We start from the raw sequence: 15,448 nt of genomic DNA on the forward strand, positions 1-15,448 counted from the left end.
GGAATTGCCACAGCGACCTGCGGCTTCACACCTGCGTGGGGGCGTTGCCGCAGTTCTGGGACGACCGGCACGGACCGTGCCGGCCACCGAGGCGCTGAAGGGTTTGCAGATGCGGTCAATGATGAAACGTTTCCTCGCGGGGGTTGGGGTCGCCGGCCTGCTGGTCCTTCCCGCCGCCCCGGCCCTGGCCGAGGACCCGGTGACCATTCCCTCCGGCCAGAACGTCGTGGACAACGCCAACGTGCTGGGCAGCCGCAAGGGTGAAGTCCAGGACGCGGTCCAGAAACTGCTCAAGGACCACAAGTACAACCTGTACGTCGTGACCGTGAAAACCTTCGAAAACCCCACCTCCCCTGAGGGTTGGGCGCAGGCGGTTGCCACGAAGAAGGGCATGGGCCGGGCGGACGTCATCCTCACCATGTCCGACGACGGCAAGTACTACTTCTCGCCGAACTCGGCCAGCGCCATCTACTCCAAGAAGAGCACGATCACCCAGAACGCCATCGCCGCCAACCTCGGCGCCGGCAAGCGCGACTTCGCCCAGGCGGCCATCGACACCGCGGCGGCCGTGGGCGACGCGGCCGGCGGCGGCAGCGGCACCGTGCCCTCCGGCGCGGGAGCCGGCTCCGGCGTGCTCGTGGGCGTCGGCGTCGTCGCGCTCGGCGGCGCGGGAACCTACCTTTACCTGCGCAACCGCCGGAAGAAGGCCGTCACGGCAGGTAGCGCCGGGGAGGGCCAGCAGGCCGAACTCGACCCCCTGGCCGGCCTCAGCGTGGACGAGCTGCGCCGCAAGAGCGGCTCGCTGCTGATCGAGGCCGACGACGCGATCAAGTCCAGCGAACAGGAACTCGGCTTCGCCCAGGCCCAGTACGGCGACGCCGCCGTCGGCAACTTCACCAAGGCGCTGCAGGACGCCAAGGCGCACATGACCGAGTCCTTCAAGCTCCAGCAGCAGCTCGATGACCACATCCCCGACACCGAGGCACAGCAACGCTCCTGGTACGGCGAGATCATCCGCCGCTCGGAGGCGGCCCTGGCATCCCTGCAGGAGCAGAAAGCCGACTTCGACTCCCTGCGCGAGCTGGAGAAGAACGCGCCCCAGGCCCTTGCCGCCGTCGGAACCGGGGCCCGCGAGGCCGAGACGAAAATCGCCGCGGCCGACCAGTCCCTCACGGACCTGCGCGCCCGGTACGCGGACAGCGCCCTCACCGCCGTGGCGGACAACATCACCCAGGCGAAGGAGCGGCTGGCCTTCGTCCAGAACGCCTCCTCCACGGCGCAGGACAAGCTCGACGCCGGCGACACCAGCATGGCCGCCGTGGCGGTCCGGGCCGCCGAGGAAAGCCTGCACCAGACCAACGTCCTGCTCGGCGCCATCACCAAGGTGGCCGCCAACCTCGACGAGGCCCGCAACGGGCTGGAAACCGCCGTCGTGGACACCTCCCAGGACCTCGCCCAGGCCCGCGCCATGATCCAGTCCGGCGCACACCCGGAACTCGCCGGCCCCGTGGCCGGGGTCGAGGCGGCCCTGGCCCAGGTCAAGTCCGAGATCCAGGCCGGCAGGATCGATCCGATCGCCACCCTGGAACGGGTCGAGGCCGCCCACCAGAGCCTGGACAGTGCGCTGACCGGCATCCGCGACCAGCAGGAGCAGACCCGCCGGGCCCAGGCCTCGCTGCAGCAGAGCATCATGTCCGCCCAGGCCCAGATCAGCGCCACGTCGGACTACATCACGGCCCGCCGCGGCGGCGTCGGCACCGAGGCGCGGACCCGGCTGGCGGAGGCCCAGCGCAACCTCGACTACGCCCTGTCCATCTCCCGGACGGACGCGGTCACGGCCCTGCAGTACGCCCAGCAGGCCCACGCCCTCGCGGCGCAGGCCGCCCAGCAGGCCCAGGCCGACGTCGACCAGTTCGGCGGCTACGCCAACCAGGGCTACGGCCGGGGCGGCATGTTTGGCGGCGGCGGTGGAGGCGGCGGCCTGGGCGGCGCCATCCTCGGCGGCATCCTGATCAACTCCATCCTGCACGGCGGCGGCGGAGGCGGCTGGGGTGGCGGAGGCGGCGGCTGGGGCGGCGGTGACTCCGGCGGAGGCTGGGGTGGCGGCGGAGGCGGCGACTTCGGTGGCGGCGGCGATTTCGGCGGCGGCGACTCCGGCAGCTTCTGAGCGGACGGGAGCACGCTCACAGAGACTAGCGCCGGCGGACCCGGTCCGGCCGGCGGGTAGAGGCAGTACATCCACAGATCACCGATTCCAGTGACCCCACTGGAGAGGACGAGAGGTAGCACCATGGTTAAGCAGTCCATTTTCGGCCGCATGGCACAGCTGGCGAAGGCGAACATCAACTCGCTGCTGGACCAGGCCGAGGATCCGCAGAAGATGCTGGACCAGATGGTCCGCGACTACACCAACAACATCGCCGAGGCGGAGTCCGCCGTCGCCCAGACCATCGGCAACCTGCGGATGCTGCAGGATGACTACAACGAGGACCTCAAGAACGCCCAGGACTGGGGCAACAAGGCCCTCGCCGCCTCCCGCAAGGCCGACGAATACCGGGCCAAGGGCGACTCCGTGGACGCCGAGAAGTTCGACAACCTGGCCAAGGTGGCGCTGCAGCGCCAGATCACCGCGGAGAACGAGGCCAAGTCCGCCGAGCCGAGCATCGCCTCCCAGACCGAGGTGGTGGACAAGCTCAAGCAGGGCCTGGACCAGATGAAGAACAAGCTCAACGAGCTGACCAGCAAGCGCAACGAACTGGTGGCCCGGTCCAAGACCGCCGCCGCGCAGAGCCAGGTCCACGACGCGCTCAAGAGCATTGACATCATGGACCCGACCTCCGAGGTGGGCCGCTTCGAAGAGAAGATCCGCCGCGAGGAGGCCAAGGTCCGCGGCCAGCAGGAACTCGCCGCCTCCAGCCTGGACGCCCAGTTCAACGCCCTCGAAGACCTCGGCGAGCAGACCGAGATCGAGGCCCGGCTGGCCGCGCTGAAGTCCGGCGGCAGCCAGCAGGCCCTCGGCGCCGGCAACGGTTCCCACACCGGCTCCACCGTGGACGAGGCCGACTTCGACAAGCTCTGATCAAGGTCCACGCCGGCGCGTGACGCGCCGCCGGACGACGACGGCGAGGGCCGGGTTCCGCTGCGGAACCCGGCCCTCGCCGTCCCCGGGGCGTTTCCTGCCCTGCCCCTCCTGAACCTTGTGTCCTGTTCCCCTGCCCTGCACTTCCGGCCCTGCGCTTTCTGCCCTGCGCTTCCTGACTTGCGCTTCCGGCCCTGCGCTTTCTGCGGGGCGGCATCCAGTAGCGTTGAGCCATGTCTTCGACTTTGGTTTGGCTTCGCGACGATCTTCGCCTGGATGACAACCCGGCCCTGGCGGAGGGCGCCGCCGCCGACGGGCCAATGACGGTGGTCTACGTCCTGGACGAAGAGTCCCCCGGCATCAGGCCTCTGGGCGGCGCCACGAAGTGGTGGCTGCACCACTCGCTGGAGTCCCTGGCCGCGGACCTCAAGGAGGCCGGCAACCGGCTGGTGCTGCGCCGCGGCCGGGCGGACCGGATCATCCGCGACCTGGTCAAGGAAACCGGCGCGGACCGCGTGCTGTGGAACCGCCGCTACGGCGGCCCGGAGCGGGCCGTCGACGCGGGCCTCAAGGACTGGGCCGCCAAGGAGGGCCTCGAGGCCGAGAGCTTCCAGGCCAACCTCCTGTTCGAGCCGTGGACCGTCCGGAACGGCTCCGGCGGCCCCTACAAGGTCTTCACCCCGTTCTGGAAGGCCTGCCTGGACTCCCAGGACCCCCGGCAGCCGCTGGACGCCCCGCAGCAGCTCCCCGCCCCCGCCAAGACCGGAGAGCGCCGGCTGCCGGCCACCGACACCCTGTCCGACTGGGAGCTCCTCCCCCAGCGGCCGGACTGGAGCCAGGGTCTGGCCAAGGAATGGACCCCCGGCGAGGCGGGCGCCCACGAGCGGCTGGAGACCTTCCTGGACGGCCCCGTGACCGAGTACGGGACCGGGCGCGACCGGCCCGGCGTCGAGGGCACCAGCAGGCTCTCCCCGCACCTGCGCTTCGGCGAGATCAGCCCGTTCCGGATCTGGCACGCCCTGCGTTCCCGCTTCCCGCACCACGCCCCCGCCGACGTCGGCGTGTTCCGCTCCGAGATCGGCTGGCGGGAATTTTGCTGGCAGCTGCTGTACGAGAATCCCCAGCTGGCCACCCGCAACTTCCGGCCCGAGTTCGACGACTTCGCCTGGGAAAAGCCCACCGCGGCGGACCTCCGGGCCTGGCAGCAGGGCCGGACCGGGTATCCGTTGGTGGACGCCGGCATGCGGCAGCTCTGGCAGACCGGCTGGATGCACAACCGCGTCCGGATGGCGGCGGCCTCGTTCCTGGTTAAGAACCTGCTGGCGGACTGGCGCACCGGCGAGGAATGGTTCTGGGACACCCTGGTGGACGCCGATTCCGCCTCCAACCCCGCCAACTGGCAGTGGGTTGCCGGCTCCGGCGCGGACGCCTCCCCCTACTTCCGGATCTTCAATCCGGTGACGCAGAGCAAGAAATTCGACGCCGCGGGACGCTACCTGCGCGCCTACCTCCCCGAGCTGGCCGACCTGGACGACAAGGCCATCCACGAGCCCTGGAAGGCCGCGGACGGCGCCGGGGACTATCCGGAGCCGGTGGTGGGGCTGCCCGAGTCCCGCGCCCGGGCGCTGGAGACGTACCAGAAGCTCAAGGACGGCTGAACGAACCCGCGGGCCGGGCGGGTTTGGCCCGGCCCCGGCCCGGAACAGCGCACCTGGCCGCGGGGCCGCGGGAACGCGAAAGGCCCGGATCCTCAATGGATCCGGGCCTTTCCTTTGTTGCGGGGACAGGATTTGAACCTGTGACCTCTGGGTTATGAGCCCAGCGAGCTACCGAACTGCTCCACCCCGCGTCGCATGATCAAGCCTACCCCATGTTTGGCCTGGCCCCGACCACCGGGCCGGATTCCCCCCTCGCCGTCCCCGCCGAAACCCGGAGTCCCGGTCCGCAGTTCCAAGCCCGGGCCCAGGACCCACAAGGCCGGTTAAAGCAAGAAGTCCGGAACATTCTGTTCCGGACTTCTTTCCAGTTGCGGGGACAGGATTTGAACCTGTGACCTCTGGGTTATGAGCCCAGCGAGCTACCGAACTGCTCCACCCCGCGTCGCACCATCAACATTACCTGCCGGTGAACGCGGGGCCAAATCGGGGCGGCGTGATCTGCATCGCACCGCCCCGATCCCGGGGGTGGCCGGCGCCCCGTCACGGGAGGCCGGCCACGAGGCCCGCGGCTACTTGGTGGGCGAGGGCGAGGCTGTCGCCGTCGGCGACGCCGTGGGCGAGGGGCTGCCGCCGCTGGCCGGCGGCGTCAGCTTCCCCTCGGCGTCGATCGCCCGCTGCAGGGCGGCGGAGAGCTTCTTCTGCTGGTCGCCGTAGGCTGCGAAGTCGCCCTTGGCCAGGGCCTCCTGGCCGGCCTTGATGGCGCTGTTCGCGTCATCGAGTGCCGCCTTGAGGTCCGCGTTGGCGTTCGAGCCGCCGGTGGGCGGGGTTGTCCCGGTGCCCGGGCCCGGCGTCGCCGGTGTCTGGCCGTTGTTCGCCGCGTCGCCCGCCGTGGCGCCGGAGCTGCCGCCGAAGAGCTGGTTCAGCGCCTCGTCCAGGGTCGGGGCGAAGCCGATCTTGTCGCCGAAGGCCACCAGCACTCGCTGCAGCGTCGGGTAGGAGGTCTCCCCCGTCGACTTCAGGTAGACCGGCTGGACGTAGAGCAGGCCGCCACCCACCGGCAGCGTCAGCAGGTTGCCGTTGAGCACCGCGGACGCGCCCTGCCGGAGCAGGTTCAACGCCTGGGACACCGTGGGGTCCGAGTTGAACTTGTTCTGCGCCTGGCCCGGGCCGGGGACGTTGGCCTCCGGCGGGATCTGCAGCAGCCGTAGCTGGCCGTAGCTGTCCGCCTTCACGCCCTTCTGGTTACCGGCGTCGGAGTCCGCGGCGAGGAAGCCGTAGAGGACGTTTCGGGCGTTGCCGTTGACCACCTGCGGGATGAACGAGGAGGTGAGCTGGAAGGCCGGCTTGTCCTGGTCCGGCATCTGCAGCGACATGTAGAACGGAGGCTGCTTGACGCCGTCGTCCTTCACCGTGGGGTCGTTCGGGACGCTCCACGCGTCGTTGTTGGTGAAGAAGTTGTCCGGGTTGGTCACGTGGTACCGGCCCAGCAGCTCACGCTGGACCTTGAAGAGGTCCTCCGGGTACCGTACGTGGCTCATCAGCGCACCCGACATCTCCGAGTACGGCTTCAGCGTGGAGGGGAAGATGCTCTGCCAGGCCTTCAGGACCGGATCCTGGTCATCCCAGGCGTAGAGGGTGACGGAGCCGTCGTAGGCGTCCACGGTGGCCTTGACCGAGTTCCGGATGTAGTTCACCGAGCTGCTGGGCAGCGCGGCGGTCCGGCCCGCGGAGGTCTGCGAGTCCCGGGTGGCGTCCGAGAGCTGCTCCTGCTGGGAGTACGGGAAGTACGGGCTGGTGGTGTAGCCGTCCACGATCCACTTCACGCGGCCGTCCACGACGGCGGGATAGGCATTGCCGTCGACCGTCAGGTACGGGGCCACCTTCTCCACGCGGTCCTTGGGGCTGCGGTCGTAGAGGATCTGCGAATCGGCGTTGACGCCGTCGGAAAGCAGGAGGTCGGAGGACTGGAACTTCACCGCGTACAGGATCTTGTTGAAGAAGCTGCCCACGTTCGGGCCGCCGTTGCCGGTGAAGGTGTACTGCGTGCCGGCGTCGCCCTCCTTGGCGGCGGGGCGGTCCTGCTCACGGTGCGGCGCGCCGTCCGGGGCGCCGACGATCGAGTAGTCCGGAGAGTTTTCGCCGAAGTAGATCCGCGGCTGGTACGTGGTGTCGGTGCCGAGGACGCCGGTCGACGGGATGCCGGACTGCAGGAAGTCGGGCTTGCCGTCGGCGGTGAACTTGTTGCCCTTGGCAGCGACGACACCGTAGCCGTGGGTGTAGACGACGTGCTTGTTCAGCCAGGACTGCTGGTTGCTGGCCAGGCCGCTGGGGTTCAGCTCGCGGACCGCGATCACGGTGTCCTGGATCTTGCCGTTGACCTCATACCGGTCCACGTTCAGGGTGCTGGGGAACTGGTAGTACGGCCGGTATTGCTCAAGCTGCGAGAACGCGTCGGAGATCAGATTCGGGTCCAGCAAGCGGATGTTCGCCGTCGTCTGGGCGTCCGGGGCCAGCGCGCCGGTGGTGGCGTTGGTCGTGGCCTCATAGCGCTTTTCCTGGATCTTATCCAGGCCGTAGGCAGCCCGGGTCATGGCGATGTTGCGCTCGATGTAGGTCTTTTCCAGGGTCTGCTCGGAGGGGCGGACCTGGAACTGCTGGATGACCCACGGGTAAACGCCGCCGGCCAGGATGGAGGTGATGACCAGCATGGCGGTGCCGATGACGGGGAGGCGCCACTTGCCGATCACGGCCGCGACAATGAAGAGCACGGCCACCAGCGCGGCGGCGACGGCGAGGATCGCCTTGGTGGGGATCACGGCGTTGACGTCCGTGTAGAGGGCGCCGGCCCAGCGGCCGCTGTTGTTCAGCACGGCCGAGTAGCGGTCCAGCCAGAAGTTGACGCCCAGCAGCAGCAGGAAGGCCGCGCCGGTGACGGCCAGGTGGATCTGGGCGGCGCGGCTGGTGAAGACGCCACGTTCCATCAGGCGGATGCTGCCGTAGAGGTAGTGGGTGAGGATCCCCGCGATGCCGGCGACGACGGCGACGCTGATCAGGAAGCCGGTGACGAAGCCCAGGAACGGCAGGGTCATCATGTAGAAGCTGATGTCCAGGTTGAACTGCGGATCATTCTGGCCGAACGGCTTCTGGTGCAGGAACAGCAGCACCTTCTGCCACTGGCTGGCGGCCGCGCTGCCGGCGAAGAGGCCGAACAGGACGGGCAGGCCGATCATGACCACGCGGCGGATCGGCTCGAGCTGGGCCTGGTAGCGGTTGAGGTTGTCCCGGATCTCGGAGTCCGGGGCGTAGACGGGCCGGGCGGTGTAGGCGATGCGGATGGCGAAGAACATGGCCGCGAACATCACCGCGAAGCCCGCCAGGAAGATCAGGATCCGGGACACGTTCTCGGTCACGAAGACTTCGAAGTAGCCCAGTTGCTGGTACCAGAGGACGTCCGTCCACACATTGGCGAAGAAGATGAAGCCCACGACGAGCAGGGCCACGACAATCAGCGTGGGCGTTAGGGCGCCTCGCCGCTGCTGTTGCCTTCCGGGTGGGACGGTGCTGGGACGGGACAAACTCGATACCTCATAGCTGGTCGTCGGTGCTGCTGTTTTTTCAGTTGTCTCTTGTGCCACGAGCGGCACGGAGGCTTAGTTCCGGGGTCAGTCTAGTTCCTGGTGCAAGCGGGCAGCTCGGCCGTGTCGCCGCCTGACGCTGAGAGCTCGACGGCGTGCCGTGCGTCGGCCAGGGTCTCGACCTTCACCACCTGCAGGCCGGCCGGGATGTGGCCGACGACTTCGTCGCAGTTGGCCGCCGGCGCGAGGAACAGGGTGGCCCCGCCGGAGCGGGCGCCGACCATCTTCTGGTCGATGCCGCCGATGGGCCCGACGGCGCCGTCGGGGGTGATGGTTCCGGTGCCCGCGATGTGCTTGCCGCCGGTAAGGTCGCCCGGGGTCACCGTGTCCACGATCCCGAGGGCGAACATCATGCCGGCGCTCGGGCCACCCACCTTGTCCAGGGAGATTTTTACGTCGAAGGGGAAGGTGAACTTGTACTGCAGCACCACGCCGAGGAGGTAGCGGCCGTTCTCGGACTTGGCCGGCGTGATGGTCAGCGTCTGCTGGCTGCCGCCGCGGTCCACCACCACGGGGACCGGTTTGCCGTTGCCGGCGGCGAGCTCGGACTGGATGACGCTCAGCGCGGAGATCGGCTTGCCGCCGATGGAGACCAGCAGGTCGCCCTCCTGGATCTTGCCCTTGGACGCGGAGTCGTCGGGGATGCTGGCCACCTGGAGCTTCTGCCCGAACGGGATGCCGAGTTCCTTCAGGGCGGCCGCGACGGCGTTCTCCTGGGAGGTGGTCATGGCCACGGCACTTTCCTGCTGCGACTGTTCCTTGGTGACGCCGCTGGGGAAGATCAGTTCCTGCGGGTAGACGGCCTTGGCGGGGTTCAGCCAGGCGGTGAGGGCCTCGAAGACGCTCACGGGTCCGTTGGGGCCGCCGTCGACGTACACCGTGGTGAGGTCCAGGTTGCCCTTGGCCGGGTAGGACTCGTGCCCGGTGACGGTGATGACCGGCTTGCCGTTGTCCGTGCCCAGGGTGTTGAAGGTGGGGCCCGGGGATTCGATCACATAGGGAACGGGCAGGCTGAGGGCTGCGACGCCGAGTCCGATCGAGAGCAGGCCGGAGACCACCATGGCCGAGGGTCGGCGCCCTCCTCCCCCGGCGCCGCCCTGCCGGCCGGCGCGAGCTCCGCGGCGCGGCCAGAGGCCCGCGTGGTCGGCGCCGTCGCCGTCGGTAGCGGGGCTTTCGACCGTGCCGTTGGCGGTACTGTCGGCCACGGGGCCGTTACCGGGCTGCCCGTCCTGCGTAAACGTCACTGAAGGACCTCTCGTGCCGGCGTCCGGCACCCCTGCCGGGGGTGGTCCGGACGCTGGGCCGGCGCCCGGAAACGGCGCGTCAGCCATGCAAATATTCCAGAGCCCCACACTACGCGCTCGCGGGGTGCCGGAGTGCTTTGCCGACAGCGAACGGCGCCGGTTTCTGCAAGACAGCCGCTGAGCGGGAGGGGTAGCGTGAAGTTGAGTACCAGTCACACCGACGATCGGCGGGATCATGACCTCTAACCCACACCAACCGTCCAACGGGGACGACGAGCCCAAGGATCCGCTGGCGGAAATGCTGCAGAACCTGATGGGCGGCAAGGGCATGGGGAACATCGATCCGGCCGAACTGGCCAAAGCCGCGGGCCTGCCCGATGACCCCAACCTGCTGGCGCAGATGTTTTCGCAGGTCCAGGCCATGATGAGCGCCTCCTCCGACGGGCCCGTCAACTGGCAGCTGGCGCACGAGAACGCCCGGCGGGTCGCGGCCAGCGGTTCCGACCCCTCCGTCACCGCCGCCCAGTCCCGCGAGGTGGACGAGGCGCTCCGGCTGGCTGAGCTGTGGCTGGACCAGGTCACCGAGCTTCCCTCCACGGGGCTGATCGGCCGTGCCTGGTCCCGGGCCGAGTGGGTCGAGGAAACCCTGGGCACCTGGAAGCGGCTGACCGAGCCGGTGGCCAACAGCATCGCCAACGCACTCTCCACCGCGATGACCGAACAGATGCCCGAGGAAATGAAGTCCATGATGGGCGGCGCCTCCTCGATGCTGCAGAACATGGGCGGCGCGATCTTCGGCATGCAGCTGGGCCAGGCGATCGGTGCACTCTCCGCAGAGGTGGTCAGCTCCACCGACATCGGCGTCCCGCTGGCCGACCTGGAGATGGCGCTCCTCCCCGCCAACGTGGCCAAGTTCGGTGAGGGCCTCAGCCTTCCCGAGAACGACATCCGGCTCTTCCTGGCCGTCCGCGAGGCCGCCCACGCCCGGCTGTTCGTCCAGGTCCCTTGGCTGCGCGGGCACCTGCTGGGCGCCATCGAGGCCTACGCCCGGGGCATCCACATCGACACCTCCAAGATTGAGGACCTCGCCCGGGAGCTGGACCCCAGCAACCCCGAAGGCATCCAGGAGGCCCTCTCCCAGGGTGTCTTCATGCCGCAGCGCACCCCCGCCCAGGACCAGGCACTGGAGAAGCTCGAGACCGCGCTCGCTCTGGTGGAGGGGTGGGTGGACGAGCTGACCGCCGCCGCCACCGAGAAGCTGCTGCCTTCTGCGGCGGCCCTGCGCGAGACGGTCCGCCGCCGCCGTGCCACCGGCGGACCGGCCGAACACGCCTTCTCGTCCCTGGTGGGCCTGGAGTTGCGGCCGCGCCGGCTGCGCGAGGCCGCGACGCTGTGGGCCCAGTTGAAGGAGGAACGCGGCGTGGAGGGCCGGGACGCCATCTGGCAGCACCCGGACCTGCTGCCCACCGCCGAGGACCTCGATGACCCGAAGGGCTTCAGCGAACGCCGCAAGCTGGCGGAGGCCTCGGACACCGAGGTCGACGACGCGCTGCAGAAGCTGCTCAGCGGCGGCTTCGACGAGGCCCCCGAGCCCGGCACCGGCGACGGCGGGAGCGACGGCCCGAGCGACAAGGGCGACGGCGACACCAAGGGCGACGCCGGCGACGCCAACGGGGACTCCCCCAAGGCCTAGTCCGCCAAAGCTTAGTCCGCCGGGCGGCGTCCGGGCCTGACCGGCCCGGGCTCCCCCGCGGTCCAGCCACTGGGGGCCGGCGTCGCGGCTTAGCCGGCCGGGGCTTCCTCGACGTCGTCCTCGTCGGCGGGGAGCCCGCGGGCGGTGGCGAAGGAGACGCCCTCGAGGAAGGCCTTGGCCCGCTCCGTCTCGGGGTAGGCCGCCAGCAGCCGCCAGAATGCGGCGTTGTGCGCAGCCACCAGCAGGTGCGCGAGTTCGTGCAGCAGCACGTAGTCGATGACCCACTGCGGCATCTGCTGCAGCTTGTGCGAGAGCCGGATGGTGCCCTCCGACGGCGTCGCCGAGCCCCAGCGGGAGTTCTGGTTCGTCACCCAGCGGACCGACACGGGCTCGGCCCGGCCGCCCAGGTAGGTGGCGGAGAGCTCCGCCGCCCGGGATGCCAGGGCCGCGTCGCTGCCCGGCCGGCGCCGGCCGTTCCCCTTCTGCCCCCGGCTTCCCTGGGCGCGGAGCTTGGCCAGCATCCGCTCCACCCATTCGCGTTCCTGGGCGCCGCTGAAGTGCGCGGGGATGGCCACGACGGCGGTGCCGTTTTCCCAGAAGGCCGCCACCGTGCGTCGGCGCCGGGCCGAGCGGCGCACCTCTACCGGCGCGCCGTCCGCCGTCGTCGTCGGCGTTCCCGCAGCCCTGCCCGGCATCAGGCGGTGGTGCTTTCCGCGAGGATGGCCAGGACCGCCTCGCCGTACTTCTCCAGCTTGGACGCGCCGACGCCGGGCAGCGTGGCGAGCTCCTGGAGGGTCGCCGGGCGGGCCTCGGCGATGGCCGTCAGGGTGGCGTCGGTGAAGACCACGAATGCCGGGACGTCCGATTCCAGCGCGGTGGCCTTCCGCCACTGGCGCAGCGCGTCAAAAGTCTGTTCCTCGTAGCTGGGCGGGCACTGGTTGCACCGGCCCACCTTGCGTTCGGCGCCGCTGCTGAGCATGCTGCCGCACACCCGGCACGACGCCGGCGCGGCGGCCTTGCGGCGTGGGGCCGGGCCCTTGCCGCGGGCGCTGGAGGAGGCGACGGAATCCGGCCTCAGCCCGTCCAGGAAGCGGGAGGGCTTGCGGTTCGCCCGGCCGCCCGGGGTCCTCGCGGTGGACCAGGACAGGTACAGGTGTTCCTTGGCCCGGGTGATGCCGACGTAGAGGAGCCGGCGTTCCTCGTCGACGGCTTCGGGGGTGTCGGCGAAGGAGATGGGCATCAGGCCCTCGCTCAGGCCCACCAGGAACACCGCCTCCCATTCCAGGCCCTTGGCCGCGTGCAGCGAGGCGAGGGTGACGCCCTGGACCGTCGGGGCGTGCTGGGCGAGGGAGCGTTCCTGGAGTTCGTTGACGAACTCGGCGAGGCCGAACTGCGGCCCCCGGGCCGCGACGAGCTCGTCCGCCAGGGCCACCAGGGCGGCCAGGGATTCCCAGCGTTCCCGCAGGGCGCCGCCGTTGTGCGGAGCCTCCTCGGTGTAGCCGAGCGAGGACACGATGTCCCGGACCAGCTGGCCCAGCGGTTCCGGGCCGTCCGCGCCGTCGATGGCCCGGGTGGCGGCCCGCAACTGCAGGATGGCGTCCCGGACCTCCTTCCGGGCGAAGAACCGTTCCCCGCCGCGGAGCTGGTAGCCGATCCCGGCCGAGGCGAGGGCCTGCTCGTACGCCTCCGACTGTCCGTTGGTGCGGAAGAGCACGGCGATCTGGCTGGCCGGCGTGCCCGCCTCCAGCAGTGCCTTGATGTTCTGGGCGGCCGTGGCGGCCTCCGCCTCGTCGTCGGAGCATTCGGTGAAGTGCGGCACGGGACCGGCGGGGCGCTGCGCGACGAGCTGCAGCGGCGTCGCCCAGGCCGCGTCCGCGACGGGGCCGCCGCTGCGCCGGCCGGCGAGCAGGTCGTTGGCGAGCCGGACCACCTGCGGGGTGGACCGGTAGTCGCGGACCAGTTTCACCACGGTGGCGTCCGGGTACTGGGCCTTGAAGCCCAGAAGGTGCTTGGGGGACGCACCGGTGAACGAGTAGATGGTCTGGCTCGCGTCGCCCACGACGCAGAGGTCGTCGCGGCCGCCCAGCCAGAGTTCAAGGAGCCGCTGCTGCAGCGGCGAGACGTCCTGGTATTCGTCCACCACGAAGTGCCGGTACTGTTCCCGGACGGTGGCGGCGACCTTCGGGTCCTCCTGCAGGATGCCGACGGTGATCAGCAGGACGTCCTCGAAGTCAATGACGTTGCGGTCCGTCTTGACGTCCTCGTAGGACTGGAAGACGCGGGCGACGGCGGTCAGGTCGAAGCCGCCGGGGGTGCCGCGGCCCTGGGCCTTCTCCAGGTAGTTGGCCGGGGTGAGCATGGAGACCTTGGCCCATTCGATCTCGGAGGCGAGGTCGCGGATGGAGGCCCGGTCTGTGCTGAGCCGTAGCCGGCGGGCGGCCTCGGCGATCATCTGGGCCTTGTGGTCCAGCAGGTTCGGCAGGGCACCGCCGATCGCCTGGGGCCAGAAGAATTGCAGCTGGCGGAGGGCGGCGGCGTGGAAGGTGCGGGCCTGGACGTTGCCCACGCCGAGGTCACGGAGCCGGCTGCGCATTTCCGCCGCGGCCCGGGCAGTGAACGTGACGGCCAGCAGCCGCTGCGGGCTGTAGACGCCGGAGTGCACGCCGTAGGCGATGCGGTGTGTGATGGCGCGGGTCTTGCCGGTGCCGGCGCCGGCGAGGACGCACATGGGCCCGGTCAGGTTGCTGGCCACCTCGCGCTGTTCGGCGTCGAGTCCGCCGAGGATGCGTTCCTCCAGGGAACGCTCATCCGCGGCGGGAAGCCCTTCGGCGGGCGGGGTGCCGGGAAATGATCCGGCGGAGAAAAGATCTGTGTTCACGTCTGCTGCTCAAATATCGGAGGGTCAGGGGGTGCCGGGGGCGTCCTGGATGACGCCGCCGTACCAGTGTTCAATCAGGGCCCGGGCAATGGAGAGCCGGCTGGAGATGGTGATCTCTCCGCTGGAGACCGCGGCCTGCAGTTCCTCCCGGCTGAACCAGCGGGCGCGGGTGACCTCGACGCCGTCGGGCCGGGCCTCCGTGTCCCCGGTGGTGGCGGTGAAGCCGAGCATCAGCGATGCAGGGAACGGCCAGGACTGCGATCCCAGGTACTGGGAGGCGGTCACCCGAACGCCGACCTCCTCGCCGATCTCGCGGACGACGGCTTGTTCGAGTGATTCGCCCGGTTCGACGAAGCCTGCCAGCGTGGAGTAGTTCTTCGCATCCAGCGGTCCGCCGCCGCCGAGCAGGAGCCGGCCGTCCGGGCCGACCACCGTGACGATGATCGCGGGATCGGTGCGGGGATAGTGCTCGGAGTTGTCCGCCGGGCACCGCCGCACCCAGCCGCCGGCCTCGATGGTGGTGGCGGTCCCGCAGCGCGGGCAGTGGGTGTGGGTGGCGTGCCAGTTGGCGATGGCGCTGGCTTCGATGAACAGGGCGGTGTCCGGGGCGTCGAGGCGTCCCGCCACCTCGCGGAATCCGGCCCATTGCGCCCCGGCGGGGATCCCGTCGACATGCTGCTCGAACGGCTCCGCGCGGACCTCGAACTGCTCCGGCAGGATGAACAGCACGAACTCGGTGCCGGGCCGGGACGCCGGAGCGGGGTTCCCGCTGTCCGCGTCGAGGGAAGCCCCGAGGTAGACGACGTGGAGGGGTTCGAAATCGGTGCCCTTGAGTCGGCCCGCGAGCGCCTTGGCGTCGAGGAACACCAAACCGTCCCCGCCCACCAGCGCCTGGCGGCGGGAGAGCACCATGGCCTGCACGCCGTCGGCGTCCAGGAGTTCGTCGAGCATCCCGGGCCGCATGCGTGCGGCGGAGCGCCGGTCGATGAGGGCGGCCCGGACCGGAAGGACGGTCTCCCTGAGGTGGTTGGCCGGCTGTCCGGTCCCGCCCTGCCGGGACGCGGCGGGCGTCGTGGTGGTGGACGCGGACGGCTCCGGAAGACTCATATCTCCACCGTACCCACCCCCGCTGACAATTGACATTTGCCAGGAAGGCCGACGGCGGCCCAGCGAGGCCCGTGTCTGCCGGGTCCGGGGGGCGTTTTCGGGCCTAACTTTCAGACTCGCCGCCCTGCCTCGCCGTGTTGGGCGCCGGTCAATC

9 protein-coding genes and 2 tRNA genes are annotated in these 15,448 nt (G+C 69.9%); 4 read left to right on the forward strand and 7 right to left on the reverse strand.

Annotated elements, in window-relative coordinates; translation table 11 throughout:
• The first annotated feature begins 109 nt into the window (after window positions 1-109).
• The 3 genes from AB0O44_RS00285 to AB0O44_RS00295 all read left to right on the forward strand — a co-directional run bounded on the left by AB0O44_RS00285 (window position 110) and on the right by AB0O44_RS00295 (window position 4,737).
• The gene (locus AB0O44_RS00285) at window positions 110-2,167 is read left to right on the forward strand and encodes a TPM domain-containing protein (protein ID WP_364132933.1); all 2,058 of its coding nucleotides are present in this window, start codon (window positions 110-112) and stop codon (window positions 2,165-2,167) included.
• A 123-nt stretch (window positions 2,168-2,290) separates the two neighbouring features.
• A complete protein-coding gene (locus AB0O44_RS00290; protein WP_290255714.1) occupies window positions 2,291-3,079 on the forward strand; it encodes a PspA/IM30 family protein in 789 nt (262 codons plus the stop codon).
• 233 nt (window positions 3,080-3,312) lie between these two features.
• Window positions 3,313-4,737, forward strand: a complete 1,425-nt coding sequence (locus tag AB0O44_RS00295; RefSeq protein WP_364132937.1) for a deoxyribodipyrimidine photo-lyase — start codon at window positions 3,313-3,315, stop codon at window positions 4,735-4,737.
• A 117-nt stretch (window positions 4,738-4,854) separates the two neighbouring features.
• Here AB0O44_RS00295 and AB0O44_RS00300 read toward each other — a convergent pair.
• From AB0O44_RS00300 to AB0O44_RS00315, 4 genes are all read right to left on the reverse strand, one after another.
• A tRNA-Met gene (locus AB0O44_RS00300) sits at window positions 4,855-4,928 on the reverse strand.
• Window positions 4,929-5,105: 177 nt separating this feature from the next.
• Window positions 5,106-5,179, reverse strand: a tRNA-Met gene (locus AB0O44_RS00305).
• 127 nt (window positions 5,180-5,306) lie between these two features.
• Entirely contained in the window at window positions 5,307-8,312 is a 3,006-nt protein-coding gene (locus tag AB0O44_RS00310; RefSeq protein WP_364132939.1) for a UPF0182 family protein, read from the reverse strand.
• Between the two features lie 92 nt (window positions 8,313-8,404).
• Window positions 8,405-9,433: a S16 family serine protease gene (locus AB0O44_RS00315; protein ID WP_290256459.1), complete on the reverse strand. Its 1,029-nt coding sequence runs from the start codon at window positions 9,431-9,433 to the stop codon at window positions 8,405-8,407.
• Between the two features lie 418 nt (window positions 9,434-9,851).
• On the opposite strand from AB0O44_RS00315, the gene AB0O44_RS00320 reads away from it, so the two are divergent.
• Window positions 9,852-11,309, forward strand: coding sequence for a zinc-dependent metalloprotease (locus tag AB0O44_RS00320; protein WP_364132942.1), 1,458 nt, complete (start codon window positions 9,852-9,854; stop codon window positions 11,307-11,309).
• A gap of 89 nt (window positions 11,310-11,398) precedes the next feature.
• Here the strand turns inward: AB0O44_RS00320 and AB0O44_RS00325 are convergent, their stop codons facing one another.
• The 3 genes from AB0O44_RS00325 to nudC all read right to left on the reverse strand — a co-directional run bounded on the left by AB0O44_RS00325 (window position 11,399) and on the right by nudC (window position 15,294).
• Window positions 11,399-12,004 (reverse strand): M48 family metallopeptidase, encoded by a 606-nt coding sequence (locus AB0O44_RS00325; RefSeq protein WP_364132945.1) that lies wholly within the window; start codon window positions 12,002-12,004, stop codon window positions 11,399-11,401.
• On the reverse strand, window positions 12,004-14,106 hold the full coding sequence (locus AB0O44_RS00330; RefSeq protein WP_290256460.1) for an ATP-dependent DNA helicase UvrD2: 2,103 nt from the start codon (window positions 14,104-14,106) through the stop codon (window positions 12,004-12,006). The genes AB0O44_RS00325 and AB0O44_RS00330 overlap by 1 nt, the downstream gene beginning before the upstream one ends.
• A gap of 105 nt (window positions 14,107-14,211) precedes the next feature.
• Window positions 14,212-15,294: an NAD(+) diphosphatase gene (gene nudC / locus AB0O44_RS00335; protein ID WP_364132948.1), complete on the reverse strand. Its 1,083-nt coding sequence runs from the start codon at window positions 15,292-15,294 to the stop codon at window positions 14,212-14,214.
• Between the last annotated feature and the right edge of the window lie 154 nt (window positions 15,295-15,448).

This window comes from Arthrobacter sp. NPDC080082, from assembly GCF_040686595.1.
Classification (GTDB): domain Bacteria; phylum Actinomycetota; class Actinomycetes; order Actinomycetales; family Micrococcaceae; genus Arthrobacter.

What these genes read in the sequence shown, in the direction of transcription:
- AB0O44_RS00285 (WP_364132933.1), top strand. Translation starts at nt 110, where the DNA reads ATGCGGTCAATGATGAAACGTTTCCTCGCGGGGGTTGGGGTCGCCGGC.
- AB0O44_RS00290 (WP_290255714.1), top strand. Translation starts at nt 2,291, where the DNA reads ATGGTTAAGCAGTCCATTTTCGGCCGCATGGCACAGCTGGCGAAGGCG.
- AB0O44_RS00295 (WP_364132937.1), top strand. Translation starts at nt 3,313, where the DNA reads ATGTCTTCGACTTTGGTTTGGCTTCGCGACGATCTTCGCCTGGATGAC.
- AB0O44_RS00315 (WP_290256459.1), bottom strand. Translation starts at nt 9,433, where the DNA reads ATGGTGGTCTCCGGCCTGCTCTCGATCGGACTCGGCGTCGCAGCCCTC.
- AB0O44_RS00320 (WP_364132942.1), top strand. Translation starts at nt 9,852, where the DNA reads ATGACCTCTAACCCACACCAACCGTCCAACGGGGACGACGAGCCCAAG.
- AB0O44_RS00325 (WP_364132945.1), bottom strand. Translation starts at nt 12,004, where the DNA reads ATGCCGGGCAGGGCTGCGGGAACGCCGACGACGACGGCGGACGGCGCG.
- nudC (WP_364132948.1), bottom strand. Translation starts at nt 15,294, where the DNA reads ATGAGTCTTCCGGAGCCGTCCGCGTCCACCACCACGACGCCCGCCGCG.